This is a genomic window from Xanthobacter sp. DMC47, from assembly GCF_056313845.1.
The window spans coordinates 817,299-841,065 of record NZ_JBQUZM010000004.1 but is presented as its reverse complement, the minus strand read 5'-3'; the positions used below and the strand labels follow the sequence as shown (position 1 = coordinate 841,065).

Here is a 23,767-nt window from a genome sequence, read left to right as displayed (position 1 = left end):
CACTCTGGCTGTCCTGAGGTGCGGCCAAAAACGTACTTTGGATTCAAAGTACGTTTTATGTTAGATGCGATGAGACGGTCCCTGTCAAGGGCGCGGGCCTCTTGCAACGGATCGTCGCTGCCGATAGGCGCGGGCTATGCCGCGCAGGGCCCGGAGGAACGGAGCAGGCCATGGGGGACGCAAGAACCGGCAAGGACGCTGATGCCGCGGCGGGCGGCTCCCTCCAGGATCGGACCTATCTCCAGCTCCGCGAGATGATCGCCGCCGGCCAGATCCGTCCCGGCGAGCGCCTGCTGGAGGCGGAGGTGGTCCGCGCTTTCGGCATCAGCCGGTCGCCGGCGCGCCAGGCGCTGGAGCGGCTGCGCGAGGATGGCGTGGTGGAGCCGCTCGAAGGGCGCGGCTACCGGGTTCCCGGCGGCGAAGCCTCCGACACCGCGGTGCTCGATCCAGTGGACGTGTCGGCACCCCGGCAGTGGGAGCGCATGTATCAGGAGGTCGAGCAGGAATTGTTCGTACGCACCCTGTTCGGCTCGGTGCGGCTGAACGAACTGCGCTTGGCGGAGCATTTCGGCGTCAGTCGGACGGTGACGCGGGATCTGCTGGCTCGAATGCACGGCGTCGGCCTCATCGCCAAGGATCACGCTGGCCACTGGATCGCCGAGCAGATGACGCCGGATCGCATCCGCCATCTCTACGAACTGCGCTGCCTACTGGAGCCGGCTGCCCTGCGCCAGGCGGCCTCTCACGTGCCTGCCGCCGTGCTCGCGGACATGCGCGCCCGCATCCTCGCCACCCGCGCCCAGACGCCCATCAGCAGCACGCGCTTCGATGAGGCGGAAACCGACCTCCACATCACGCTGCTCGGCTATTGCGAGAACCCGGAGATCATGCGCGCCCTGAAGCGCACGCACCTGCTGTTCGGCCCCACCCGTCACCTCTTCGATCCATTCCTGGGGATCCCCATCCGGCTGATCGTGGCGGCCCTGGACGAGCACATCGGGATCATCGATTTGCTGCTGGATGCCCAGCCGGAACAGGCCGCGAAGGCGCTCGAATCCCATCTCAGGGACGCTGTCGAGCGCTGGCTCGGCCGCTTCGAGATCACCGCCAAGGGTAAGCCGATCCCCGTCCCGTCCTATCTGCAGACCGTGGCCGACTGAAGGGCCGGGCGGCCGTGCCTCGTTGGCGTCCATCCAATGCTGGTCCGTGGCACCCAGGTCTTACTGAGCGCGTGGAGGTTCACGTGCAGTCATTCTTGCTGGGGTTACGCTGACGGGAAAGGAGATGAGCCCGAGGCCGAGGTATGCGACCTGCGCCACTGGCATTTGTGCCCTCCCGCTCCTTCCCCGCGACGAGCACCTTCAGGATGGCGAGGAATTCGGCCGCGTTCGGCGTCATCATCACGCCCTTTCGCGTGACGATGCCGTAGGGCTCCAGCTCCCCCTTCACCTCCAGCGGCAGGCGGACGAACCCGCCGCTCGCAACTTCCTGCGCAACGATGGTGCTCGGCAGCATGGAAACCATGCCCGCGTGCCGCACCAGATTGAGCGTGGCGAAGATGGAGGAGGTCTCCACGAGATTGTCGAGCGTCCTGAGGCCAGCAGCGGCAAACGCGGTGTCGATGAGCCGCCGCATGGGGCTGGGGGCTGGCTGGAGCACCCAGGGCAGATCGCCCATGTCGGCGAGGTCGAGATGGGGCCGCCCGGCCAGCGGATGCGAAGCCGCCGCGAACGCCCACAGATCCTCCATGGACAGCGGCTCGAAATCGAACTTCGCCCGGTCCTCGCTGGTGGGCAGCCGACCTATGACGAGATCCAGCTCGCCCCGTCCGAGCGCTGCGATCAACTGGTCCGAGGTGGTGGCGAGCACCTGGATGGTCATGAGCGGCCGCTGGCGCTTCAGTTCGGCGATGGCGCGGGGCAGAAGGTCGGACGCGGTTGCCATGATGGCCCCGAGCGCCAGCGCGCCATATCCGCCGCGCTTGAGATTGGCGAGGGCACCGGCGAAGCGTTCGCCGTCTGTCAGCGCCCGGCGGGCATAGTCCACCACATGGGTGCCGATCTCCGTAGCGAGCATCGCGCGCGGCGTGCGCTCGAACAGCTTCACCCCAAGCGTGTCCTCAAGATCCTGGAGGATCTTGGTGGCGGCCGGCTGCGTCATGTTCAGCTCCGCCGCCGTGCGGCGGAGATTTCCCGTGCGTCCAAGAACGTCCACGAGGCGCAATTGCTTGAAGCGCAGGCGCGAGAGAAGGGCGGCAGGTCCGAGGTCGCGCATCGCGATAACCTGATGGAATTGGCTGAACAGATTTTCTCATTATCCCGTTATCGCGCAGTCGGCTAGCGTCCGCCCGAATTGGCTCGAACCGGTCCGGCCCATAACGGACGAACGGCGGACCGATGGGAGGAAACATATGAAGCTCGTTCGCCATGGCGCGGCGGGGCAGGAGCGCCCCGGCCTCATCGATGCGGAAGGCCGCCTGCGCGACCTCACCGGCATCGTCCCGGACATCGCCGGAGCCGCCCTCCTTCCCGAAAGCCTCGATCGCCTGAAGGCCATCGACCCAGCTAGCCTGCCGCTGGTGGAAGGCAATCCACGCATCGGCGCCTGCGTCGGGTCGGTGGGCAAGCTCGTCTGCGTCGGCCTCAACTATTCCGATCATGCGGCCGAGAGCGGTCTGCCCGTGCCGTCCGAGCCGGTCCTGTTCATGAAGGCCACCAGCTCCATCGTTGGCCCCAATGACGACGTGGAAATTCCCCGCGGCTCGAAGAAGACCGATTGGGAAGTGGAGCTGGGCATCGTCATCGGCAAGCCGGCCAAATACGTGAGCGAAGAGGACGCCCTCTCCCATGTCGCCGGCTACTGCGTGATCAACGATGTGTCCGAGCGCGAATTCCAGATCGAGCGCGGCGGCCAGTGGGACAAGGGCAAGGGCTGCGACACCTTCGGCCCCATGGGCCCGTGGCTCGTGACCGCCGACGAGGTGGCCGACCCGCAGGATCTCCACATGTGGCTGGAGGTGGACGGCAAGCGCTTCCAGGACGGCTCCACCCGCACCATGATCTTCGGCGTCGCACACCTCGTGAGCTACATCAGCCAGTTCATGAGCCTGCAGCCGGGCGATGTGATCTCCACCGGCACCCCGCCTGGCGTCGGCCTCGGGCAGAGGCCCCCGCTCTATCTCACGCCGGGCCAGACCATGCGCCTCGCCATCCAGGGCCTCGGCGAGCAGCGCCAGACCACCGTGCAGGGCTGAGGAACAGCGCCATGACCAATATCGATCTCAAGGGCCGCGTGGCCATCATCACCGGCGGCGCGCGCGGCATCGGCTATGCCACCGCCCAGCGCATGCTCGCATCCGGCGCCGAGGTCTCGCTCTGGGACATCGACGCCGCCCGCCTCGCGGAGGCCGCGGCTGAACTCGGCAAGCTCGGGACGGTCTCCACCGAGACGGTGGAACTGACCGACGAAGCCTCCGTCACCGCCGCCGCTGCCAGCGTCGCGGCGAAGCACGGCAAGATCGACATCCTCGTCAACAATGCCGGCATCACCGGCGGCAACGGCAAGACGTGGGAGCTGGCCACCGACGTGTGGCGGCGGGTGATCGACGTGAATCTGGTCGGCCCCTTCCTCACCTCCAAGGCGGTGGTGCCGCACCTGCTGGCGAACGGCTGGGGACGCATCGTCAACGTCGCCTCCATCGCCGGCAAGGAAGGCAACCCCAACGCCTCCCATTATTCCGCGTCGAAGGCCGGCCTCATCGGCCTCACCAAGTCGCTGGGCAAGGAACTGGCGCAGTCCAACGTGCTGGTGAACTGCATCACCCCCGCCGCCGCGCGCACCGAGATCTTCAACCAGATGAAGCAGGAGCACATCGACTTCATGCTGTCGAAGATCCCAATGGGCCGCTTCCTGGAAGTGGACGAGGCGGCTGCGCTCATAACCTGGCTGTCGTCGGAAGACTGCGCCTTCTCCACCGGAGCGGTTTTCGACATCTCCGGCGGCCGGGCCGTTTACTGAGCGCATCGCAAGACGTGCTGGCGGCCCAAAGCCGCCGTCTCCCCGCGCCTCCCGGCCGACCGGGCGCGCCAAAAAAAGAGCCGTCCGGGAATGACCCCGAGACGGCCGGAGGCAACGTTTCCAAAAGGAGAGGCTCATGCCCGCCCCGTCCGAGTCGCTTCAGGCGACGATTTCCAAGGTCACCAAGCGGCTCCTGCCGTTCCTTTTGCTCATGTACGTGCTCGCCTTCCTCGACCGGGCGAACGTGGGCTTCGCCAAGAAGGCGTTCCAGGCGGACACCGGCATCTCGGATGCCGCCTTCGCGCTCGGCGCCTCCATCTTCTTCCTGAGCTACGCGCTGTTCGAGGTGCCCTCCAACATCATCATGCACAAGGTGGGCGCGCGCATCTGGATGGCGCGCATCATGGTCACCTGGGGCCTCATCTCGGCCGCCATGATGTTCGCGCACAACGAATTCACCTTCTACGTGCTGCGCGTGCTGCTGGGCGCGGCGGAAGCCGGCTTCTTCCCGGGCGTGATCCTCTATCTCACCCTGTGGTTCCCGTCGTTCGCTCGCGGGCGGGCCATGGGCCTGTTCTATTTCGGCGCGCCGCTCGCCTTCATCTTCGGCTCGCCGCTCTCCGGGCTGCTGCTGGACTGGCACGGCCTCGGCGGACTGCACGGCTGGCAGTGGATGTTCATGGTGGAAGGGCTGCTCGCCACCGTGGTGGGCGTGTGGGCCTATTTCTACCTCGACAACAAGCCGGCCGACGCCAAGTGGCTCAATTCCGCCGAGAAGGACGAGCTGACGCGCGTGCTCGCCGCCGAGGACAGCCACAAGACCACGCACGGTCCCGCGCATCTCCTCTCCGCCATGCGCAACATGAAGGTGCTGCACTTCGCGCTCATCTATTTCCTCATCCAGATGAGCGTCTACGGCGTGGTCTTCTACCTGCCGACGCAGGTGGCGAACCTGCTCGGCACCAAGGTGGGCCTCCAGGTGGGCTTCGTCTCGGCTATCCCGTGGGTGTGCGCGCTGGTGGCCGCCTATGTGCTGCCCCGCATGGCGGACGCCTCGGGCAACCGGCGGGGCTATGCGGCGGCGATCCTCGCCGTCTCCGGTCTCGGCATCGCGGCGTCCGTCGCTACCACCTCGCCGGCGCTGGCGCTGATCGCGCTCTGCTTCGCGGCGGCGGGCTTCATCTCGGTGCAGCCCATCTTCTGGACCTTCCCCACCGACTATCTCGGCGGCGTGGCGGCGGCGGGCGGCATCGCCCTCATCAACTCCCTCGGCGCGCTGGGCGGCTTCGTGGCGCCCAACGTGAAGACCTGGGCGGAGGCGACCTTCGCCTCGTCGGCGGCGGGCCTCTACCTCCTCGCCGGGACGACGCTCATCGGCGCGCTGCTGATCCTCGCCATCGGCCAGTCCCGGACCCTTCCCGTCGCGCCGGCCACGCGCCGCGCGTGATGCGAGCCTGATTTCGACCAACTGACGCCCCGCGCCGGACGCGGGGCGAAGAGGAGACAAGACCATGGCCATGCCGACCATCAAGGCGGTCCGCGCCTATACCGTGCGCGGCGGCGGCGCCGACTACCACGACACCCAGGGCTATCACTGGATCGACGACCACATCGCCACCCCCATGGCGCGCTACGAGGAATACCGGCAGAGCCGCCGCTCCTTCGGCATCAACGTGCTCGGCACGCTGGTGGTGGAGGTGGAGGCCTCCGACGGCACCGTCGGCCTCGGCGTGACCACCGCGGGCGAGATCGGCGCCTTCATCGTGGAGAAGCACCTCTCGCGCTTCCTCATCGGCCGGCAGGTCACCGAGATCGAGAAGATCTGGGACCAGATGTATTTCTCCACCCAGTTCTACGGCCGCAAGGGCGTGGTGGTGAACACCATCTCGGGCGTGGACATCGCTTTGTGGGACCTGCTCGGCAAGCTGCGCGGCGAGCCGGTGCATGCGCTGCTCGGCGGCCCTGTCCGCGATGAGCTGCAGTTCTACGCCACCGGCGCGCGGCCGGACCTGGCCAAGGAGATGGGCTTCATCGGCGGCAAGCTGCCCCTGCTGCACGGCCCGGCGGAGGGCGACGAGGGCCTGAAGAAGAACATCGAGAAGCTGGCCGACATGCGCGCCAAGGTCGGCGACGACTTCTGGCTCATGTACGACTGCTGGATGAGCCTCGATCTCAACTATTCGATCCGCCTCGCCCAGAAGGCGCAGGAATTCGGCCTGAAGTGGATCGAGGAATGCCTCTCTCCCGATGACTACTGGGGCTATGCGGACCTCAAGCGCAACGTGCCCAAGGGCATGCTGGTGACCACCGGCGAGCACGAGGCCACCCGCTGGGGCTTCCGCATGCTGCTGGAGATGGATTGCTGCGACATCATCCAGCCCGACGTGAACTGGTGCGGCGGCATCACCGAGCTCATCAAGATCTCGGCGCTGGCGGATGCCCACGGCAAGCTCATGGTGCCCCACGGCTCGGGCGTCTACAGCTACCATTTCGTGATCACGCGCCATAACAGCCCGTTCACCGAGATCATCATGAGCGCGCCCAATGCGGACGAGGTCCGCCCCGCGTTCAGCCCGCTGCTGCTGGACGAGCCGGTGCCGGTGAACGGCCGCATGAAGGCCTCCGCCCTCGACAAGCCGGGCTTCGGCGTGCGCCTCAACCCCGAGGTCGAGCTGCACCGCCCTTACGGCAACTGAGCGGCGTTCCGTTTCTTCCCAGCCTGGTCGGCGCCGCGTGCGCCGGCCCTTTCTATTGGGCGTCCTTCCCATCCGTTCCGGGAGCCCGAGCGCGTTTCGGTCTGGAATCCGCTCGAGACGGGGTGGAGGGCGATGGGTCTTCTCTGCGCGGTGATCTCGAAGCGCCAGGGCCAGCGGCCGAGCGCATCCTTCTCCGCCTCTGCCTTCGCCGCTGGATCGACGCCCGCTGCTAAGGGCACCTTTGCGTCCGGTGCTCTTCTGGCGTCGGCGAGCCCGACCGCCGGGTAGGATCGCGTGATGAAGGCGCCGCCGCCGCCCTTCAGCTCACCGCCGCCTGACCATCCCGGCGCGGATCGCTGGCCGCCGCGTAGCCTTCCACGGCCGGATCGCCCATGCGCCAGATGAACTGGCCGGCGCCGAAATCCTGATAGGTGTCGTTGAGCACGGCCACTTCGTGACCGAGCGCGGCGAGGCCATCCAGCAACTCCGGCGTGTTGCCGGGCTCGAGGTTGATGGAGAGGCCCTCGTCGAAGCGCCAGCGCGGTGCGTCACAGGCGGCCTGGGGGTTCTGGGCGAAGTCGAGCATCCGCACCAGCGTCTGCACATGGCCCTGCGGCTGCATGTTGCCGCCCATCACGCCGAAGCTCATCACCGGCTGGCCGTCCTTGGTCAGGAAGCCTGGAATGATGGTCTGGAACGGCCGCTTGCGGGGCGCCACCACGTTGGCGCGCTCCGGGTTCAGGCTGAAGCCGAAGCCGCGGTTCTGCAGCGACACGCCCCATTCCGGCAGCACCACGCCCGAGCCGAAGCCCTGGTAGTTGCTCTGGATGAAGCTAACCATCATGCCCGATGCATCCGCCGCCGTGAGATAGATGGTGCCGCCCCGCACCGGATTGCCCGGCGCGAAACGCTGTGCGCGGCGCGGATCGATGAGGCGGGCGCGGTCGGCGAGATAGGCTGGGTCCAGCATGTCCGCCGGGCTGATCTCCATGGCCCTCGGGTCCGCCACGTAGCGATAGACGTCGGCGAAGGCGAGCTTGATGGCCTCGATCTGGAGGTGCTGCGCCTCCACCCCGTCCACATGCATCCCCGAAAGATCGAAATGGGAGAGGATGCCCAGCGCCATCAGCGCGGTGATGCCCTGCCCGTTGGGCGGGATCTCGTGGACGGTGTAGCCGCGATAGTCCTGCGCCACGGGCGTCACCCAGTCCGGCGCGTAGGCGGCCATGTCGGCGGCGGTGAGGGCGCCGCCATTGGCCTTCGCGTTGGCCTCCAGCGCCTCGGCGATCTCGCCGCGATAGAAGGCCTCGCCCCTGGTCTCGCCGATCAGCCGCAGCGCGCGGGCGGCGCCCGGCATGGTCACATGCTCGCCCACGAAGGGCGCGCGCCCCTTGGGCAGGAACACCTCCTTGAAGCCGGGCTGGCTGGTGAGCTGAGGCAGGGTCGCGGCGGCGGCCCATTTGTGCTGCACATTGGTGGAGACGAGGAAGCCGCGCTCCGCGATGGCGATGGCGGGTTCGAGCAGGTCCGCGAACGGCAGTTTGCCGAAGCGCTCCGAGAGCGCCACCCAGCTCGCCACCGCGCCGGGCACCGTCACCGCGTCCCAGCCGCGCTGGGGCAGGGTCTTGGCGTCGGCACCATACTTGGCGCGGAAGTAGTCCGGCGTCCAGGCGGCGGGCGAGAAGCCCGAGGCGTTGAGGCCGTGCAGGCCCTTGCCGTCCCACAGGATGCAGAAGGCGTCCGAGCCGAGGCCGTTGCTGCACGGCTCCACGATGGCCATGACGGCGGCGGCGGCGATGGCGGCGTCCACCGCGTTGCCGCCCCGCGCGATCATGGAAAGCCCCGCCTGCGCCGCCCGCGGATGGGAGGTGGAGACCACATTGTTGCCGAACACGGGCAGGCGCCGCGAGGGATAGCCGGCGGACCAATCGAACGACGCAGTCATGGTGCAGTCCCGGAAAGAGGGAATTTCAGCGCTCGGGGCCAAACACGGCATCGAGCCGCGCGATATGGGGCGTCAGATCGATGCCGTGCTCGGCGAGCCAGGCATCGTCATACAGGGTGGAGCGGTAGCGCGCGCCGGAATCGCACAGCAGGGTCACGATGGACCCTCCTTTCCCCTCCGCCGCCATCTCCTCGATGAGGTCCACGCAGGCGGAGATGTTGGTGCCGGTGGAGCCGCCGCAGGCGCGGCCGATCACGGCGCTGATTCGCCGGGCGGCCGCGATGCTCGCCGCGTCGGAAATCACCGCCATGCGGTCCACCACCGAGGGGATGAAGGAGGGCTCCACCACGGTGCGCCCGATGCCCTCGATGACGCTCTTGCAGGCATCCACCTGCATCACGGAGCGGTCGGCATAGTGGCGGTGGAAGACGGAGGCTTCCGGGTCCGCCACGCACAAGCGGGTGGGGAACTTGCGGTAGCGGATGAAGCGCCCGATGGTCGCCGCCGTGCCGCCCGTGCCCGCGCTGCACACCACCCAGTCGGGAATCGGGTGCGGCTCCCAGGCCATCTGCGAGAAGATGCTCTCGGCGATGTTGTTGTTGCCGCGCCAGTCCGTGGCACGCTCGGCGAAGGTGAACTGGTCCATGTAATGGCCGTCCAGCTCCTCGGCGAGCCGGCGCGCTTCTTCCGAGGTGTTCCAGCCGTCGATGAGGTAGGGCTCGCCGCCCTCGAAGGCGATGGCCGCCACCTTCTCCGCCGAGGTCCGCCGGGGCATCACCGCGATGAAGCGCAGGCCGAGGAGCCGGGCGAAATAGGCTTCCGAGATGGCGGTGGAGCCGGAGGAGGATTCGATGATGGTCGTGTCCGGCCCGATCCAGCCGTTGCACAGGGCATAGAGGAAAAGCGAGCGCGCCAGCCGGTGCTTGAGGCTGCCGGTGGGGTGGCTCGATTCGTCCTTCAGATAGAGCGCGATGCCCGGCACGCGCGGCAGCGGGATGCGGATGAGGTGGGTGTCTGCCGAGCGGTTGATGTCCGCCTCGATGCGGGCGATGGCCTCGGCCACCCACGCCTGGTCCGGCACCGCGCGGGGCGGGGCGATGATGTTCATGCGGGGCTCCCCGCGCTGACTTCGGTCGGGTTCATCTCGGCCATTGCGCGACGCTTGAGCGCGCTGCGATCGATCTTGTTGGTGGTGGCGAGCGGCATCTGCTCCAGGAACCAGACGCGGCGCGGATGCTGGTAGGCGGGGGCGTTGGCGAGCATGAACTGCTTCAGCGCCTCCTCGCCGATGTCGGCGCCCGGCCGGCGCACCACGAACGCCACGGGCTTCTCGCCCTTGATCTCGTCCGGCACCGGCACGACGCAGGACTGGAGCACCTGCGGGTGCTTGTCGAGCACCGCCTCCACCTCGCCGGGGAAGATGTTCTCGCCGCCGCAGACGAACATGTCGTCGGTGCGGCCGAGGAAATAATAGAAGCCGTCCGTGTCGCGGCGGAACACGTCGCCGGTGCGGTAGAAGCCGTCCGCCGTGAGGGGCGAGCGCACGTCCGGGCGTTTGTGATAGCCGAGCATCACGGCCGGGCTCTTCATCTCCAGCTCCCCGCTCTCCGGCGCCTCCGGCCCCACGAGGCGCACCGAGACCTGCGGATGGGGATAGCCCACCGAGCCCATGGGCACGGGCCGCCCGTCCGGATGGCCGGAGAACACGATGGGCCCGCCTTCCGTGGTGCCGTAGGCGTTGATGATGGCGGCGTTGGGCAGAAGCTGGCGGATTTGCTGGGCAAGCGAATCTGTCACCGGTGCCGAGCCCATGCGCAGCAGGCGCACGCCAGAAAGGTCGGCCTCAGCCAGCGCCGCTTTCTCCCGCAGCATCATGGCGATCATGGGCGGCACGGCGGTGAGGAAGGTGCAGCCGTGGCTGGCGATGGCCTCGATATAGGGCACCGCGCGGAACTGGGGCAGCAGCACCGCCGTGCTTCCGGCCGCGCAGGCGAGGAAGGCCAGCGCCAGCGCGTTCATGTGGTAGAGCGGCGCGGCGATCAGCATGCGCTCGCGGGAGAGGTCGATCTCGGCGCGGCGGGTGTCCGCGACCCAGCGGTGCGCGGCGTGGGAGAGCAGCACGCCCTTCGGCCGCCCGGTGGAGCCGGAGGTGTAGAGGCTGAGCGCCGGCTCGTCGGGGGCGGGCACCACCGGCTCGAACGCGCCGGGATCGAGCAAAGCGGCGAGCGTGCCCGGCCCCGTGCCGTCGAAATCCACGAAGGCGACGCCCTCGGGCGCCTCGGCGGGCAGCAGCGCGCGGCGCTCGCCGTCATGGACCACGAGGCGCGCACCGCAATCGGCGATCACGTCGGCGATGGTGGCGGCGGGGAATTTGAAATTCACCGGCACCGGCACGATGCCGGCGCGCATGGCGCCCATCACCACCGCCACATAATCCGGCCGGTTCGCGGCGAGGATGGCGACGCGGTCGCCGCGCACGAGGCCATGCTTGAGAAGACCCCGCGCCACGGCATCCGCGAGGGCGTCGAAGGCGGCGCGGGTGAGCACGGTGGTTCTGCCGTCGAAGTCGAGGCCGATGAACAGGGGATGGTCCGGCGCGGTGGTGCGGCAGACGAAATCCCCGAGGTTCGCGGGCAAGCTCATCGGCTGCTCCTGCAGGTCAGGTTCAGGTCAAAGGCGGGCAGGGTGAGGCGCCCCGCGTCGGGGCCAAGCGCCTCCCAACGGGCGTCGCTCAGCGCGTTGGCGCGGGCCGCGATGTCGTCGAGGGATGAGAAGCGCAGCGTCGTCGTGCGGCAGGCGGCCTTCTCGCCCGGCACCGCCAGCACGTCGGCATCCTCCAGCGGCACGCGCCAGCCATCGCCATCCGGCTCGGCCGTGCTGTCGAAGGCGCTCGCGAGGCGGCGGGCTTCGGCTTCCGGATCGGGTGAGGCGATGGTGAAGGCGTCGATGGCGCAGAAGCCGTTGGGATGGCTCATCCACTCATCCCGCCAGACCAGCTCCGGCGTCAGGTGCTCGCAGAAATAGACGCGCCCGGCCGGAAATGTCTCCGGCGGCAGGCGCACGGTGCGGAAGCGGGCATCGTGCTCCACGCCGGCCAGATCCACCGGGCGGGAGAAGGCCACCGGACCGGTCGGGGCGAAGCCCGAGGCCGCGAGGCGGTCGCGGGTGGCGTCGGCATCGAAGGTGCGCAGCACAAGGCCGTTGAGGCCGAAGGGGCTGTCCAGCACCTCCTGGCGCTGGCGGCCGGTGTCCGGCACCCCCACCAGCTCCAGATAGGCGCCGGGCGTCATCATCAGATGGTTGATGGACCCGAGCGAATGGTACCCCCGCGGCGTGAGCGTGAAGCCCAGCGCCGCAAAGAGGTCCGCGGCCGCGTCCATGGACTTGAGGGTGTTGATCACCACATGGTCGAGCGCGGCCACGGGCGCCTCCTCAGGCCTTGGGCGGGATCATGTAGACCCCGCGCCCGGAGGCCAGCAGCTTGCCGTCCTCGTCCAGGATCTGCGCCTCGGAGACGCAGAGCTGGCCGCCGAACTTGATGACCTTACCCACGCAGATGAGGTCGTGCTGCATGGCCGCGCGGTGGTAGTCCACCCGCAGGTCGACGGTGGGCACGCCGCGCCCGGTCTTGGAGACGAGCGCCCAGTCGGCGGTGAGGTCAACGAGCGTCGCGAGGATGCCGCCGTGGGCGTAGCCCTTGTCGGCATTCACCACCCATTCCGGGCGCCACTTGGCGCGCAGGCGGATGGTGCCCTCGCCCACGTCCTCGACGGTGAGGCCGAGCCACTGGTGGAAGGGGCCCTTCAACAGGAGGGCTTGGACCTGTTCCTTGGTCAGGGGAGCGTCAGACATGATGAAGCCTCTCAGGGGGTGACGACGATCTTGCCCATGACCTCGCGGTCGCGGATCATGCGCAGGCCCTCGGCGGCCTCTTCGAGGGGGAGAACCTTGTCTACCACCGGCTTCAGCTCGCCCTTCTGGATCATGTCCATGAGGGCGGAGAGGTTCTCGTGGTAGAAGCTGTTGGAGCCGATGACCTTCAGCTCGAAGCTCCAGATGTAGCGAAGGTCTTCCTTCGGATCGTGCCCGGCGGTGGCGCCGCACACGAGGATGGTGCCGCCGCGCTTCACGCAGCGCAGCGAGGGCACCCAGGTGTCGCCGCCGGTGAAGTTCACCACCACGTCCACACCACCCTCATAGGTGCGACGCTGGGGCTTGCCGTACTTCTCGACCGCCCACTTGGAGAAGTCGGTGGTGCGGTAGTTCACGACATGGTCCGCGCCCAGTTCCTTGAGGCGGGCCATCTTGTCGTCGGAGCCGGCGCAGGCGATCACCTCGCAGCCCATCTGCTTGGCGAGCATGACGCAGCCCGTGCCCACGCCGCCCGAGGCGCCGAGGATGAGCACCTTGTCGCCCGCCTTCACCGTGTTGTGGGTGACGAGCATGCGGTGCGCGGTGCCGTAGGCCACCGGCAGGGAGGCGGCGTCGGTGAAGCTCACGCCGTCGGGCATCTTGATGAGCTGGCCGGCGGTGACGGCGCAGTATTCCGCCATGCCGCCGTCCATCATCTCGCCCATCAGCCCGACCTTGGGGTTGAGCGGGTTCACGAGCACGCGGTCGCCCACCGACCAGCCGGTGACGCCCTCGCCCAGCTCCACGATCTCGCCGGCCATGTCGAGGCCGATGATGACGGGCAGCGGCACCTTGATGCCGGGCATGCCCTTCACCGTGAACACGTCGTGATAGTTGAACGACGAGGCGCCAACGCGGATCACCACCTCGCCCGGCTTGGCGCTGGGCACCGGATAGTCGGTGACGACCTGGAGGTCGCTCACGTCGCCATGTTGCTTCAGCAGCAGGGCCTTCATGGTCTTAGTCATTTCACTTCTCTCTGCTTGGACGTTTCTTTGGTCCGTTTCTCTGGGACGTTCGGCGGCTTGCGCGCCAGGGCGACTACTTGATGGCCTTGGACGCCTCGTAGGGGGCGGGGTCCAGGGCCGCGTCGGGCAGGTCGCCCTTTACTGCGCCGACGCTTTTGAAGACTTCGAACTCGGCCTTCATCGAGGCGATGTCGGCGGGCTCCATGGAGACGGTGTAGATGCCGTCCCACAAAGCGGCGTAGGCCTTGGCGTCATCCTCGGGGATGTTACCGGCAGCCATGAGGGCCTTGGCGACGGCGGCCTTGTCGGCCTTGCCGGCCTCATAGGCGCCGCGCATGCCGGCGATGACCTTGGCGGCGGCGCCCGGATTTTCCTTCATCCAGGCATTGCGCATGAGGCCGACGCCGAGCACGGGCGGGGCCTGCTTGCCGGTGACTTTCGCCCACTCGGCCCGGAAGGAGGCGAGCTTGCGCAGCTTCACGTCCGGCAGGAGGGCGATGGTGACGGTGCGCAGCGCCGCGGCCTCGATGTTCTTCTGCACCAGGAACTGCGCAAGGCGCGGGTCGGCGCCCGGCACGGCCTCGAAATCCGAGGCGGTCATGCCGTAATTCTTGATGAGGATGGCCGCGCTGATGGCCGCCGTGGCGCTGCCGGCCGGCGACATGCCGATCTTCTTGCCCTTCAGCTCCTCCATCTTGGTGATGGGCGAATCCGCCATCACCACGAAGTCGAGATCGGCCACCTGCGTGGCGAGCACGATGGTGAGCGGCAGGCCATCAGTGGCGACGGAGAAGGCGCTGCCAGCGCTGGCGCCAATGGCGAAGTCGATGGCGCCGGCGGCCATGGCCTTGGTGGGGGCATTGACATCGGGAAACTTCACGAACTCGGCTTCGAGCCCCTGCTTCTCCATGAACTTGCCGGCTTCCAGGAAGGAGCCGAAGCCGAGGCTGACGCCGGAGCTCCAGTAGCCGATCCGCACCTTCGCGGCTTCGGCGGGAAGAGACGACAGGCCGATTGCGACTGCGGCGGCCAGTAATGCAAGACGCTTCATATCGAAATCCCCGTAATGGAAGGTTGTCTGTTTTTTGGCTTTATGGGTTTCAGGCCGGGCGAGGCTTGCGCCAGGCGAAGAGATGCGTTTCGAGGGGCTTCAGCAGCACCGCCTCGATGAAAATCATCAGGATGACGAGCGTCGCGGTCCACGCGAACACCTGGTCCGTCTGCACGAGATCCGCCGCCTGCCGCAGCCGGTAGCCGATGCCGCTCGATGCGCCGAGTGCTTCCGCCACGATGGAGACGCGGGCGCCGAAGCCGAAGGCGAGGCGGGCACCGGCGAAGAACTGGGGCAGGATGGTGGGCAAATAGATCTTCAGCAAAACCTGCAGCCGCGACATGCGGAATGTCTGCGCCAACTCGATGAATTCGCGGTTTACCGTGCTCGTGCCCTGCCAGACATTGGTGAGGATGAGCGGCATCGCCGTCATGAACACCACGAAGATGGTGGACCAGTTGGACAGGCCGAACCAGATGAGCGCGAAGATCGCCCAGATCGACGAGGACACCGTGTTGATAACCACCAACAGAGGTTGGAAGAAATCACCCAGCAAGCGGCTCGCCCCCAGCAGGAGGCCGAGCACCACGCCCACCACGGTGGCGAAGGCGAAGCCCATGGCGATGCGGTAGAAGGTGATGCCGAAATCGGCCCAGAAGCCCGGCGTCACCACCAGCTTCGTCCACACGCCGAAGACCCGCGCCGGGCTCGGCAGGATGAAGGCGGGCGCCCCCAGCGAGCCGATGCCCCAGATGCCGACCACGACGAGGATGAGCAGCAGCCTGAGGCCGATCAGGCGCAGCCGGCGGTCCTGGGTCATCTGGAGGGGAGAGCGCTTCATCGGGCTCGGCTTCTGCGAAAGGGGACGGACGTGGCGGAAAGCGTTGGGGCTCAAAGGGCGAGGCGCAGCAGGCGCACCTCCTCGGCGACCTCCGGCGAGAGCGGATCGCGGGGGTAGGGCAGGGCGATCTCGCGGGTTTCCTTCACCCGCCCGGGACGCGGCATCAGCACCACGATCTTGTTGGCGAGGACCACCGCCTCCTCCACATCGTGGGTGACGAACAGCACGGACATCTGCCGGAGTTCGGCGATGCGCAGCACCTCGTCGTGCATCTGGGTGCGGATGGAGGGATCGAGCTTGGAGAAGGGCTCGTCCATGAGCAGGATGGACGGCTCGGTGACGAGGCTGCGGCCCAATGCGGCGCGCGAGCGCATGCCGCCGGACAGCTCGTGGGGGAAGGAATCGGCGAACTTTTCGAGCCCCACCAGCTCCAGCACCTGCATCACCCGCTCGCGCCGTTCCGCGCGCGCCATGCCGGCAGCCTCGAGGCCAAGGGCGACGTTCTGCGCGGTGGTGCGCCAGGGGAACAGCCGGTCCTCCTGGAACATGTAGGTCATGGTGCGCCAGTCCTGGAAGGCGCTGGACTTCTGGCCGTTCAGGAAGACCGTGCCCTGATCCGGCGGGATGAGGCCGGCGACGATGTTGAGCAACGTGCTCTTGCCGCAGCCCGAGGCGCCGACCAGGGCGACGATGGAGCGCTCAGGCACGTCGAGATCGATGTTGCGCAGGACTTCGAGCTGCTCGCCGTCGCGGCGCATGAAGCTCTTGCCGACGCTTTCCAGCTGCACGACGCTCACCGCACCCTCCCGCCGAGGCTGGAGAGCGGGGAGACCGGAACCACCGCCGCGGAGTCGCGCAGCGAGGCAATGACCTTTTCCATGGTCATCTCGCGGAACGTCTCCACATGGCGACGCGCCACTTCGGCGGCGGCGGCCGCATCGCCGGCGGAGAGATATTCGATGAGCAGCACATGATCGTTGGCGATGTTGGGGCGCACGCCCTGCACGCCGAAGCCGAGCGCCACGAGGCGCGTCATCTCGTCGAGAAGGCCGGAGAGCGTGCGGACGAGGCGCTGGTTTCCGGCGGCCTCGGCGATGGCCATGTGGAAGCTGCGGTTGGCTTCCAGGAAGAAGTCGATCTGGTTGCCCACATCGGTCGTCAGCTTCACCCGGCAGGCCTCTTCGAGCCGCTCCAGATGCGCCCGGTTGACCCGGCCGGCGGCGCCGCGCGCGGCCAGCGGCTCCAGCACCAGCCGAAGCGCGAAGACCTCTTCCACGTCCTTCACCGTGATGGGTGTGACGCGGTAGCCGTGGCGCGGCATGGAAGCGACGAAGCCGTCTTGGATGAGCCGCTGGAGGGCGATGCGGCAGCTCGCCTTGCCGATCTCCAGCCGCTCCATCAGCTCCGCCTCGGTGAAGCGGGTGCCCGGCAGGATGCGGCAGGAGACGATCTCGCGCCGGAGCAGGTCATAGGCCTGCCGGCCCTTCAGGGTCGCGCCCGGAATTTCGAGGACATGCCCCGCATCCGATCCCCGGTCGCTGTCGCGCTCCACGGTCACGCTCATCACCTCTCGGCTGACTGGTGAGAAGCCTACAGCGCGTATTCGGGAGGGAGAAGGCTAAATAGATAGCACGCTATGAAAAAATTTATCCATTTAAATTAGATAATTATGCCTACCCTGTTGCAAAGGTGGGCGGTTTGGGGTGGGCAGCTCACAGAGGGCTGCCCAAGAATGGATCAGTGAGGGCGCCAGCGGCCGGCGCCGGCGGCACGGGGGCGCGGGGCCTTGGAAATCTCGCCTCTCTCCCTCTAAAACCGAAAAGGGGACGCGGCCCGAGGGGCTGCGGAAGACGGTGCGGCGCCGGGCGTCCGCCCGGCGGGATCGGCAATCGAGCGGGGGGTAATGATGGCGGCCAAGGGCAAGCATCAGGCGCAGGAGAGTGAGGCGCCGGAAGGCTTGGACGTCGCCCCGCTGCATCGTACGACGCTTGGCTACCTCATCAGCCTTCTGGCTCGTCTTCTTGCGCAATCGCTGAAGGTGCGCAACGGGCCGGATGGAATCCTGCCCGGCCAATATCCCATCGCCGTGGAGTTGCTCGCGCAGGATGGCATGAGTCAGCGCGACTTGTGCGAGGTGGTGCGCATTGAGCAGGCCACCATGGCCAACACCCTCAAGCGCATGGAGAGGGATGGGCTGATTACCCGCCGCCAAAGCGCGGAAGACGGGCGGCTCGCCACCATTCATCTCACCGAGGCGGGTGCGCGCCTTGCCCGCGATGCCGTCCGCAATGCCGCCGAGGTGAACAGCGTGGCGCTCGAAGGGCTCGATCCGGCGGCGCAAGCGGCGCTGCGCAACATGCTGATAGACCTCACGGAACGGCTGGAAGCCGATCTGGCGCGCCGGGACGACTGATTGTCTGCCTAATATTCGCGCATGGCGAATATATGGACTTACATACCAAGCTATGTATTATGTCTGTCGTGGTGGCTGGTCTCCGGCCGACCCCGCATGGCGGGCGGAGACCGCGTTTCATCCGCGTGAAAACCGACATCGTTCGGCCCGAGGGACGCTTGAAGACGGGTTCCTCCGGCATGACGGGCATCCTCAGATGCCGAAGCATCGCGGCGCGGTCCCCCGTGCCACGGCGCCCGATTGATTCCTGATCGCTGGCCGGTAGCCACAAGCAGCGGCCAAGAAGTGCGTCAGTAATGGCGCGCGTATGCGAGGGTTTTCATGTCATGATCGATGCGACAACTGCAAAGCATCCCGATTTCACCAGTCGTCAGCCGATTGCCACGCGCGAACCCGTTCGCGGCGGGCTCTGCGCGTCGGGTGCGGCCTCGTCCAGGTGATCCGGAGCCTGGCGGCAGGCCGGGCTTTTTTATGGGCGTGGCCACGGCACGTGGCGCGCGTGGAGCGTGACAGATGCGGCACGATACCGAGACGTTTCGCGAGTTTCTGGGCCGGCTTCGCGATCAGGGTGAGTTGATCGACCTCCACCAGCCGATCGACATCCGCCACATTGCGACGCTCGTGGACCAGTCCGACAAGGCGTTGTTCTTCCACAATGTCATCGGCTACGACGTGCCCGTCGTCTCCGGCATCATCCGCTCGCAGAAGCGGGCCATCATGTCGCTCGGCTGCACCGCCTATCCCGAAATCGAGACGAAGCTCAGGGCGGCCATCGACCGGCCCGTCAGCCCCAACATCGTCAACACCTCGCCCACGCAGGAAGTGGTGATGGAGGGGGATGAGGTCGATCTCTACAAGCTGCCCATCCCCATGAGCTCGATCTATGACGGCGGCCCGATGATCACCGCCGGCGTGGTCATCGCGCGCGATCCGGAATTCGGGCTCAACGCCGGCATCTACCGCTTCATCGTCAAGGAAAAGAACCTCACCGGCATCGATATCGTCACGCCCAACAACATGCGCCTGTTCGCGCAGCGGGCGTATGAGGCGGGACGGCCGTGCCCCATCTCCATCTCCATCGGCACCCACCCCTACGAGATCATGGGGTCGGGCTTCCGCGCGCCCCTCGGCGTGGACGAGATGGCCATTTCCGGTGGCCTGCGGGGCGGCCCGGTGGACCTCGCGCCCTGCCGCACCATCGACGTGCCCTACATCGCCGACGCCGAGATCGTGCTGGAGGCGGAGATCCTGCCCCACGGCTGGATTTACCCGGAGGGCCGGTTCGGCGAGTTCACCCGCCTGATGGGCGGGCTGCACTGGAACCCCATCGTGCGCATCAAGTCCGTCTCCATGCGCAAGGATGCGGTCTATTACGCGCTCCACATGCCGTGGGAGAACACCTGGCTCGCCGCTCCCACCCGCTACGCCGCGATCCGGCACGCGCTGAAGACCGCCGGCGTGCAGGTGAAGGACATCAACGTCACCCTCGGCGGCTGCGCCTTCTGGCATGCGGTCATCTCCATCAAGAAGCAGCCGGGGGAGGGCAAGAACGCCCTTCTCGCTGCCCTCTCCGTGATGGATCTGAAGCATGTCGTGGTGGTGGACGACGATATCGACGTCTTCAATCCCATGGACGTGGAATGGGCCATCGCCACCCGCGTGCAGGGCGACAAGGACATCATGATCGTCACAGGTGCGCGCGGAAAGCCGCTGGACCCGAGCCTGCCGCCGACCCCGCCCGGCGTGGTGCCCACCACGGCGAAGGTCGGCATCGACGCCACCATCTCCGAGGGCATCCCGAAGGAGCGCTACGAGCGCATCGCCTATGCCTATGCGGACACGGCGAAGATCGGCGATTACGTGTCCGGCAAGGCGGACCAGCCCGGCGCCACTGCGAGCGAGGGCGATGTCGCGGCGTTGGCCGAAAAGATCGCCCAGATGATCGGCGAGGCGCCGCGCTATTACACGGATATCGCGGAAGCTTTCAGTGACTACAACTTCGCCATTGTCGCCCGCGCGCTCGGACACCTGCATGCCACCGAACGCCTGTGGCAGGACGCGAAGGGTGCCATGTGCCTGCGTGGCTCGCCCTTCGCCGCCAAGCCGCCGGGCCGCTGAGCCGGGTGGCGAAGAGGACGGGCGTGGCGGCTGCGGGGACGCCACGCCCGTCCCCTCCACGCCACAAGAAGTTTCGGGATGATCCCGGCTGATAACAAGAAAACCATCGATCGCCTGAAGCACAGAAGGGGTCAGGCATTTGAGGTTGATGAAGCAGCCTTCCACTCTTCCAGGGGTGAACACATGCGTCGCAGGGTCCAGTCTCTTCTCTTCGCCGCGGCGCTTCTGACGTTGGCAGGCCTCTTCTCCACGGCCGCCTCCGCCGAGGAGCTTCTCAAGATCGGCGTCGCCCAGCTCTCGGCCGGTGGCCTGCCGGTTCTCGTCGCCGAGCAAAAAGGCTACTTTGCGGAAGAAGGCCTGAAATACGAGCGGCTGGACTTCAAGGGCGGCGGGCCGGTGGCGCAGGCCCTCGCCTCCGGCAGCATCGATCTGTGCATCTGCGCCGCCGACCATGCGGTCCATCTCCAGGATCGCGGCCTCGGCGGAAAGGTGCTGGTGGCGCTGGCCGAGCAGCACAGCTACGCGCTGATCGGCAAGGCGGATTCCACCGCGAAAAGCATCGCCGATCTCAAGGGCGAGAAGATCGGCATCACCACGGCCGGCAGCCTCACCGACACCACGGTGCGCTACGCCATCCGCAAAGCGGGGCTCGATCCGGACAAGGACTTCGTGCTGCTCTCGGTGGGCCGCGCGGGGGCGCAGAAGGCCGCGCTGCAGGCCGGCGCCATTGCCGGCGGCATGTTCTCGACGCCCGACATCCAGATCGTCATGGCCGAGAAGGGTGCCTACCGGATCATCGAGGATTTCCGCAAGCTTCCCTATCCGGCGCAAGACCTAATCGCCACCGACACCTGGCTGAAGGCGCATCCGGAAGACGCGCGCAAGGTGGCGCGGGCGGTGGTGAAGGCGCTGCGCCTCATCCAGCAGGACAAGACCGTGCTCTACCCGGCCATCAAGGGCCTGTTCCCGGAGATGAAGGACGATGCCATGGTCGCCCAGCTCGCGGATGATCTGGCCGCCGGCTATCTCTCCAAGGACGGCGTCATGTCGCCCGAGAGCTTCAACTTCCTCATGTCCATGATGACGATCGCCGAGCCGAAGCTGAAGCCGGTGCCCTACGCCGACATCGTGGCCCTCTCTTATCTGCCCAAATGAGGCGCCGCATGAGCGACAGCATCACCACGCGCGGGCCGGCCTTCGCCCGGCCGGGACGGCGGAGCTTTTCCATCGGCATCGGCGCAACGGGGCTGCGGCAGATCGGCCTGATCGCCGTCCTACTCGGTCTGTGGGAGCTCGCCTCCCACACCCTGTTCAACCCCTTCTGGAGCAGCCGGCCGAGCCTGATCGCGGCGCGGCTGTGGGAGCTGGCGCTGAGCGGCGAATTGTGGCTGCACACCAGCACCACGTTGCAGGAGGCGGGGGCGGGGCTGATCCTCGCGGCGCTGGTTGGCATCCCGCTCGGCATCGTGCTGGCGCGGGCGCCGGAAGTCGCCCGCACGCTCGATCCCGTCATCATGGGTCTCTACGGCCTGCCGCGCGTGGCGCTGGCGCCGCTGTTCATCCTGTGGTTCGGCATCGGCCTGTTCTCGAAGATCATGATGGCCTTCACCATGGTGGTGTTCATCTTCCTGATGAACGTGATGGAGGGCATCCGCACCATCGATCCCGATCATCTGGACCTCATGAAGTCCATGCGCGCCGGGCGCCTCTATCTGGTGCGCCGCGTGCTGCTGCCGGCGGTGACGCCGTGGATCCTCGCCTCGTTCCGCATCGGTATCGGCCTCGCCCTGATCGGCGCGGTGGTGGGCGAGCTGATCGGCGCCAATCGCGGCCTCGGCTGGTACGTGGAGAGCCGTGGCGGGCAGCTCGACACCACCGGCGTGTTCACCGGCCTCATCGTGCTGATGGTGCTGGCCATGCTGGCCAACCAGCTTGTCGGCTTCATCGAGCGGAGGGTGATCACATGGCGCTGACCAACTTGGCGCTTTCCGCCGAAACAACGAGGCCCCGCGCGGCGCTGAAAGACCTCTGCATCTCCTTCCCCCGGCCGGACCTGCCGCCGCTGGAGGTGGTCTCCGGCATCTCGCTCGATGTGGCGGAGGGCGAGTTCGTCGCCGTGGTGGGGCCCTCGGGCTCGGGCAAGTCCACCATCCTGCGCGCCATCAGCGGGCTGTTGAAGCCCTCCGGCGGGCAGGTGGAGGTGGACGGCAAGGCCGTCACCGGGCCGCCGCCCAAGGTGGGCTTCATGTTCCAGAAGGACGCCCTGCTGCCGTGGCGCACGGTGGCCGAGAACATCCGCGTCGGCGCGGAGCTGGGCGGCACGCCCGCCGGCGAACAGGCGGCGCAGGTGGCAGGTCTTATCAAGCTGCTGCGGCTGGACGGCTTCGAGAATGCCTGGCCCAAGCAGCTCTCGGGCGGCATGCGCCAGCGCGTGTCGCTGGGGCGGCTGCTCGCCTATCGCCCGTCCCTGATGCTGATGGACGAGCCCTTCGGTGCGCTCGACTACCAGACCAAGATCGCCATGGGCCTCGAACTCTTGAGGGTGTGGGAGGCGGAGCGCCGCTCCATTATCTTCGTCACCCACGACATCGAGGAGGCGGTGGCGCTGGCCGATCGCGTGGTGGTGTTCAGCGCCCGCCCGGCGCGCATCCTCAGCGAATACCGGGTTGAACTGCTACGGCCCCGGCACATGCGCGCCATGCGCAGCGATCCCGCTTTTACGGAGCTGACCGAGGCGATCTGGTCCGATCTGGCGCTGCCGGATTGACGACATGAAACGTCTTGTGGTCGCCATCACCGGCGCGTCGGGCGCCATCTACGGCATCCGCGCGCTCCAGCTGCTGCGGGAGCGGGGCGGGGTGGAGACCCATCTCGTCCTCTCCGCGTCCGGCGCCCGCACCATCATCGCCGAGACCGACTTCACGCCGGAGGTGGTGCGCGCGCTCGCCCACCACGTCCACAATCCGAAGGACATCGGGGCCTCCGTCTCCTCCGGCTCGTTCGTGACGGAGGGCATGCTGGTCGCGCCCTGCTCGATCAAGACGCTGAGCGGCATCGCCCATTGCTACAATGACGAACTGGTGGTGCGGGCCGCCGACGTGTGCCTGAAGGAGCGGCGCCGGGTGGTGCTGCTGTTGCGCGAAACCCCGCTTCATGCCGGTCATGTGGAACTGATGGCCCAGGCCACCCGCAACGGCGCCATCCTCATGCCGCCCGTGCCGGCCTTCTATCACCGGCCCACGTCCATTCTCGACATCGTAGACCAGACGGTCGCCCGCGCCCTCGACCTGTTCGGCCTCGACCTGCCGACGACGAAGCGCTGGAACGGGAAGGGCGTGGATTGAGGGAGGGGGGGCCTGCCGATGGCTTAACCGAGGGCCGCCACCGCCTCCACACTCCTCTGGTGCACGGCCTCATAGGGTTCGCCGTACGAAATCGCCCCGGTCGCTAAGGCCTCTGCCGCGAACGTCCGCAGATCGAGCCCAGCCAGCGCCGGCTCGGCCTTCAGGCGCAGCAACTTCTCCACATAGAGCCGCGTCGCGTCGATGAGCGCCGGGACAGACGGGCATCGACGGCCCTCTACGCTTAGAGCGGGTATCTGATTGATTTTCTTTGATTTTTCGACGCCAATCGACGTGGGCCGACCGGGAAATGGTGCGGGTGAGGGCACTTAATTATTCCATCAAGATACTGAGGATGTTGAGAGAATTTCCGACATCTCATTCCGGTGCCAACAGAAGTGCCAACAAGCCCGATCGCTGCCCGTAGACGGTGCTATCTGGAATTTGCCGGGACCAGGTGGGATC

General features: G+C 67.1%; 22 protein-coding genes. 11 read left to right on the top strand and 11 right to left on the bottom strand.

Annotated features, from left to right (window positions below; translation table 11 throughout):
* The first annotated feature begins 170 nt into the window (after positions 1 to 170).
* Entirely contained in the window at positions 171 to 1,160 is a 990-nt protein-coding gene (locus ACT54R_RS15730; protein ID WP_476327779.1) for a GntR family transcriptional regulator, read from the top strand.
* A gap of 79 nt (positions 1,161 to 1,239) precedes the next feature.
* Here the strand turns inward: ACT54R_RS15730 and ACT54R_RS15725 are convergent, their stop codons facing one another.
* Positions 1,240 to 2,274, bottom strand: coding sequence for a LysR family transcriptional regulator (locus ACT54R_RS15725; protein WP_476327777.1), 1,035 nt, complete (start codon positions 2,272 to 2,274; stop codon positions 1,240 to 1,242).
* A 136-nt stretch (positions 2,275 to 2,410) separates the two neighbouring features.
* Between ACT54R_RS15725 and ACT54R_RS15720 the strand changes: the two genes are divergently transcribed.
* The 4 genes from ACT54R_RS15720 (at position 2,411) to rhmD (ending at position 6,713) form a co-directional block, all read left to right on the top strand.
* On the top strand, positions 2,411 to 3,253 hold the full coding sequence (locus ACT54R_RS15720; protein WP_476327775.1) for a fumarylacetoacetate hydrolase family protein: 843 nt from the start codon (positions 2,411 to 2,413) through the stop codon (positions 3,251 to 3,253).
* Positions 3,254 to 3,264: 11 nt separating this feature from the next.
* Positions 3,265 to 4,017 carry an SDR family NAD(P)-dependent oxidoreductase gene (locus ACT54R_RS15715; RefSeq protein WP_476327773.1) on the top strand — a complete coding sequence of 251 codons (753 nt, stop codon included), beginning with the start codon at positions 3,265 to 3,267 and terminating at the stop codon, positions 4,015 to 4,017.
* A 136-nt stretch (positions 4,018 to 4,153) separates the two neighbouring features.
* The gene (locus ACT54R_RS15710; protein WP_476327771.1) at positions 4,154 to 5,464 is read left to right on the top strand and encodes an MFS transporter; all 1,311 of its coding nucleotides are present in this window, start codon (positions 4,154 to 4,156) and stop codon (positions 5,462 to 5,464) included.
* Positions 5,465 to 5,528: 64 nt separating this feature from the next.
* Positions 5,529 to 6,713 (top strand): L-rhamnonate dehydratase, encoded by a 1,185-nt coding sequence (gene rhmD / locus ACT54R_RS15705; RefSeq protein WP_476327769.1) that lies wholly within the window; start codon positions 5,529 to 5,531, stop codon positions 6,711 to 6,713.
* Between the two features lie 319 nt (positions 6,714 to 7,032).
* Here rhmD and ACT54R_RS15700 read toward each other — a convergent pair whose 3' ends face one another.
* From ACT54R_RS15700 to ACT54R_RS15655, 10 genes are all read right to left on the bottom strand, one after another.
* The gene (locus ACT54R_RS15700; RefSeq protein WP_476327767.1) at positions 7,033 to 8,658 is read right to left on the bottom strand and encodes a gamma-glutamyltransferase family protein; all 1,626 of its coding nucleotides are present in this window, start codon (positions 8,656 to 8,658) and stop codon (positions 7,033 to 7,035) included.
* 25 nt (positions 8,659 to 8,683) lie between these two features.
* Positions 8,684 to 9,766, bottom strand: coding sequence for a PLP-dependent cysteine synthase family protein (locus ACT54R_RS15695; RefSeq protein WP_476327765.1), 1,083 nt, complete (start codon positions 9,764 to 9,766; stop codon positions 8,684 to 8,686).
* Entirely contained in the window at positions 9,763 to 11,301 is a 1,539-nt protein-coding gene (locus ACT54R_RS15690; protein ID WP_476327763.1) for a class I adenylate-forming enzyme family protein, read from the bottom strand. The genes ACT54R_RS15695 and ACT54R_RS15690 overlap by 4 nt, the downstream gene beginning before the upstream one ends.
* The gene (locus ACT54R_RS15685; protein ID WP_476327761.1) at positions 11,298 to 12,080 is read right to left on the bottom strand and encodes a VOC family protein; all 783 of its coding nucleotides are present in this window, start codon (positions 12,078 to 12,080) and stop codon (positions 11,298 to 11,300) included. Before ACT54R_RS15685 ends, ACT54R_RS15690 begins: the two co-directional genes overlap by 4 nt.
* Positions 12,081 to 12,090: 10 nt before the next feature.
* Positions 12,091 to 12,510 carry a PaaI family thioesterase gene (locus ACT54R_RS15680; protein ID WP_024278400.1) on the bottom strand — a complete coding sequence of 140 codons (420 nt, stop codon included), beginning with the start codon at positions 12,508 to 12,510 and terminating at the stop codon, positions 12,091 to 12,093.
* 11 nt (positions 12,511 to 12,521) lie between these two features.
* Positions 12,522 to 13,538, bottom strand: coding sequence for a zinc-binding dehydrogenase (locus ACT54R_RS15675; protein WP_476327759.1), 1,017 nt, complete (start codon positions 13,536 to 13,538; stop codon positions 12,522 to 12,524).
* Between the two features lie 73 nt (positions 13,539 to 13,611).
* On the bottom strand, positions 13,612 to 14,589 hold the full coding sequence (locus ACT54R_RS15670; RefSeq protein WP_476327757.1) for an ABC transporter substrate-binding protein: 978 nt from the start codon (positions 14,587 to 14,589) through the stop codon (positions 13,612 to 13,614).
* Positions 14,590 to 14,638: 49 nt separating this feature from the next.
* Positions 14,639 to 15,430, bottom strand: coding sequence for an ABC transporter permease (locus ACT54R_RS15665; RefSeq protein WP_476327755.1), 792 nt, complete (start codon positions 15,428 to 15,430; stop codon positions 14,639 to 14,641).
* A 50-nt stretch (positions 15,431 to 15,480) separates the two neighbouring features.
* Positions 15,481 to 16,227, bottom strand: a complete 747-nt coding sequence (locus ACT54R_RS15660; protein ID WP_476327754.1) for an ABC transporter ATP-binding protein — start codon at positions 16,225 to 16,227, stop codon at positions 15,481 to 15,483.
* The gene (locus tag ACT54R_RS15655) at positions 16,224 to 16,994 is read right to left on the bottom strand and encodes a GntR family transcriptional regulator (protein WP_476327752.1); all 771 of its coding nucleotides are present in this window, start codon (positions 16,992 to 16,994) and stop codon (positions 16,224 to 16,226) included. The genes ACT54R_RS15660 and ACT54R_RS15655 overlap by 4 nt, the downstream gene beginning before the upstream one ends.
* 342 nt (positions 16,995 to 17,336) lie before the next feature.
* Between ACT54R_RS15655 and ACT54R_RS15650 the strand changes: the two genes are divergently transcribed.
* From ACT54R_RS15650 to ACT54R_RS15625, 6 genes are all read left to right on the top strand, one after another.
* Positions 17,337 to 17,843 carry a MarR family winged helix-turn-helix transcriptional regulator gene (locus tag ACT54R_RS15650; RefSeq protein ID WP_476327750.1) on the top strand — a complete coding sequence of 169 codons (507 nt, stop codon included), beginning with the start codon at positions 17,337 to 17,339 and terminating at the stop codon, positions 17,841 to 17,843.
* 513 nt (positions 17,844 to 18,356) lie between these two features.
* Complete coding sequence (locus tag ACT54R_RS15645; RefSeq protein ID WP_476327748.1) at positions 18,357 to 19,961, top strand: UbiD family decarboxylase; 1,605 nt, start codon at positions 18,357 to 18,359, stop codon at positions 19,959 to 19,961.
* A 183-nt stretch (positions 19,962 to 20,144) separates the two neighbouring features.
* The gene (locus ACT54R_RS15640) at positions 20,145 to 21,116 is read left to right on the top strand and encodes an ABC transporter substrate-binding protein (protein ID WP_476327746.1); all 972 of its coding nucleotides are present in this window, start codon (positions 20,145 to 20,147) and stop codon (positions 21,114 to 21,116) included.
* Positions 21,117 to 21,124: 8 nt separating this feature from the next.
* The gene (locus ACT54R_RS15635; protein ID WP_476327744.1) at positions 21,125 to 21,934 is read left to right on the top strand and encodes an ABC transporter permease; all 810 of its coding nucleotides are present in this window, start codon (positions 21,125 to 21,127) and stop codon (positions 21,932 to 21,934) included.
* Positions 21,925 to 22,728, top strand: coding sequence for an ABC transporter ATP-binding protein (locus ACT54R_RS15630; RefSeq protein WP_476327742.1), 804 nt, complete (start codon positions 21,925 to 21,927; stop codon positions 22,726 to 22,728). The genes ACT54R_RS15635 and ACT54R_RS15630 overlap by 10 nt, the downstream gene beginning before the upstream one ends.
* 4 nt (positions 22,729 to 22,732) lie before the next feature.
* On the top strand, positions 22,733 to 23,305 hold the full coding sequence (locus ACT54R_RS15625; protein WP_476327740.1) for a UbiX family flavin prenyltransferase: 573 nt from the start codon (positions 22,733 to 22,735) through the stop codon (positions 23,303 to 23,305).
* The last annotated feature ends 462 nt before the right edge of the window (positions 23,306 to 23,767 follow it).

What these genes read in the sequence shown, in the direction of transcription:
- ACT54R_RS15665 (WP_476327755.1), bottom strand. Translation starts at nt 15,430, where the DNA reads ATGAAGCGCTCTCCCCTCCAGATGACCCAGGACCGCCGGCTGCGCCTG.
- ACT54R_RS15700 (WP_476327767.1), bottom strand. Translation starts at nt 8,658, where the DNA reads ATGACTGCGTCGTTCGATTGGTCCGCCGGCTATCCCTCGCGGCGCCTG.
- ACT54R_RS15730 (WP_476327779.1), top strand. Translation starts at nt 171, where the DNA reads ATGGGGGACGCAAGAACCGGCAAGGACGCTGATGCCGCGGCGGGCGGC.
- ACT54R_RS15720 (WP_476327775.1), top strand. Translation starts at nt 2,411, where the DNA reads ATGAAGCTCGTTCGCCATGGCGCGGCGGGGCAGGAGCGCCCCGGCCTC.
- ACT54R_RS15695 (WP_476327765.1), bottom strand. Translation starts at nt 9,766, where the DNA reads ATGAACATCATCGCCCCGCCCCGCGCGGTGCCGGACCAGGCGTGGGTG.
- ACT54R_RS15640 (WP_476327746.1), top strand. Translation starts at nt 20,145, where the DNA reads ATGCGTCGCAGGGTCCAGTCTCTTCTCTTCGCCGCGGCGCTTCTGACG.
- ACT54R_RS15630 (WP_476327742.1), top strand. Translation starts at nt 21,925, where the DNA reads ATGGCGCTGACCAACTTGGCGCTTTCCGCCGAAACAACGAGGCCCCGC.
- ACT54R_RS15715 (WP_476327773.1), top strand. Translation starts at nt 3,265, where the DNA reads ATGACCAATATCGATCTCAAGGGCCGCGTGGCCATCATCACCGGCGGC.
- rhmD (WP_476327769.1), top strand. Translation starts at nt 5,529, where the DNA reads ATGGCCATGCCGACCATCAAGGCGGTCCGCGCCTATACCGTGCGCGGC.
- ACT54R_RS15625 (WP_476327740.1), top strand. Translation starts at nt 22,733, where the DNA reads ATGAAACGTCTTGTGGTCGCCATCACCGGCGCGTCGGGCGCCATCTAC.
- ACT54R_RS15710 (WP_476327771.1), top strand. Translation starts at nt 4,154, where the DNA reads ATGCCCGCCCCGTCCGAGTCGCTTCAGGCGACGATTTCCAAGGTCACC.
- ACT54R_RS15680 (WP_024278400.1), bottom strand. Translation starts at nt 12,510, where the DNA reads ATGTCTGACGCTCCCCTGACCAAGGAACAGGTCCAAGCCCTCCTGTTG.
- ACT54R_RS15645 (WP_476327748.1), top strand. Translation starts at nt 18,357, where the DNA reads ATGCGGCACGATACCGAGACGTTTCGCGAGTTTCTGGGCCGGCTTCGC.
- ACT54R_RS15670 (WP_476327757.1), bottom strand. Translation starts at nt 14,589, where the DNA reads ATGAAGCGTCTTGCATTACTGGCCGCCGCAGTCGCAATCGGCCTGTCG.
- ACT54R_RS15635 (WP_476327744.1), top strand. Translation starts at nt 21,125, where the DNA reads ATGAGCGACAGCATCACCACGCGCGGGCCGGCCTTCGCCCGGCCGGGA.
- ACT54R_RS15655 (WP_476327752.1), bottom strand. Translation starts at nt 16,994, where the DNA reads ATGAGCGTGACCGTGGAGCGCGACAGCGACCGGGGATCGGATGCGGGG.
- ACT54R_RS15675 (WP_476327759.1), bottom strand. Translation starts at nt 13,538, where the DNA reads ATGACTAAGACCATGAAGGCCCTGCTGCTGAAGCAACATGGCGACGTG.
- ACT54R_RS15650 (WP_476327750.1), top strand. Translation starts at nt 17,337, where the DNA reads ATGGCGGCCAAGGGCAAGCATCAGGCGCAGGAGAGTGAGGCGCCGGAA.
- ACT54R_RS15725 (WP_476327777.1), bottom strand. Translation starts at nt 2,274, where the DNA reads ATGCGCGACCTCGGACCTGCCGCCCTTCTCTCGCGCCTGCGCTTCAAG.
- ACT54R_RS15690 (WP_476327763.1), bottom strand. Translation starts at nt 11,301, where the DNA reads ATGAGCTTGCCCGCGAACCTCGGGGATTTCGTCTGCCGCACCACCGCG.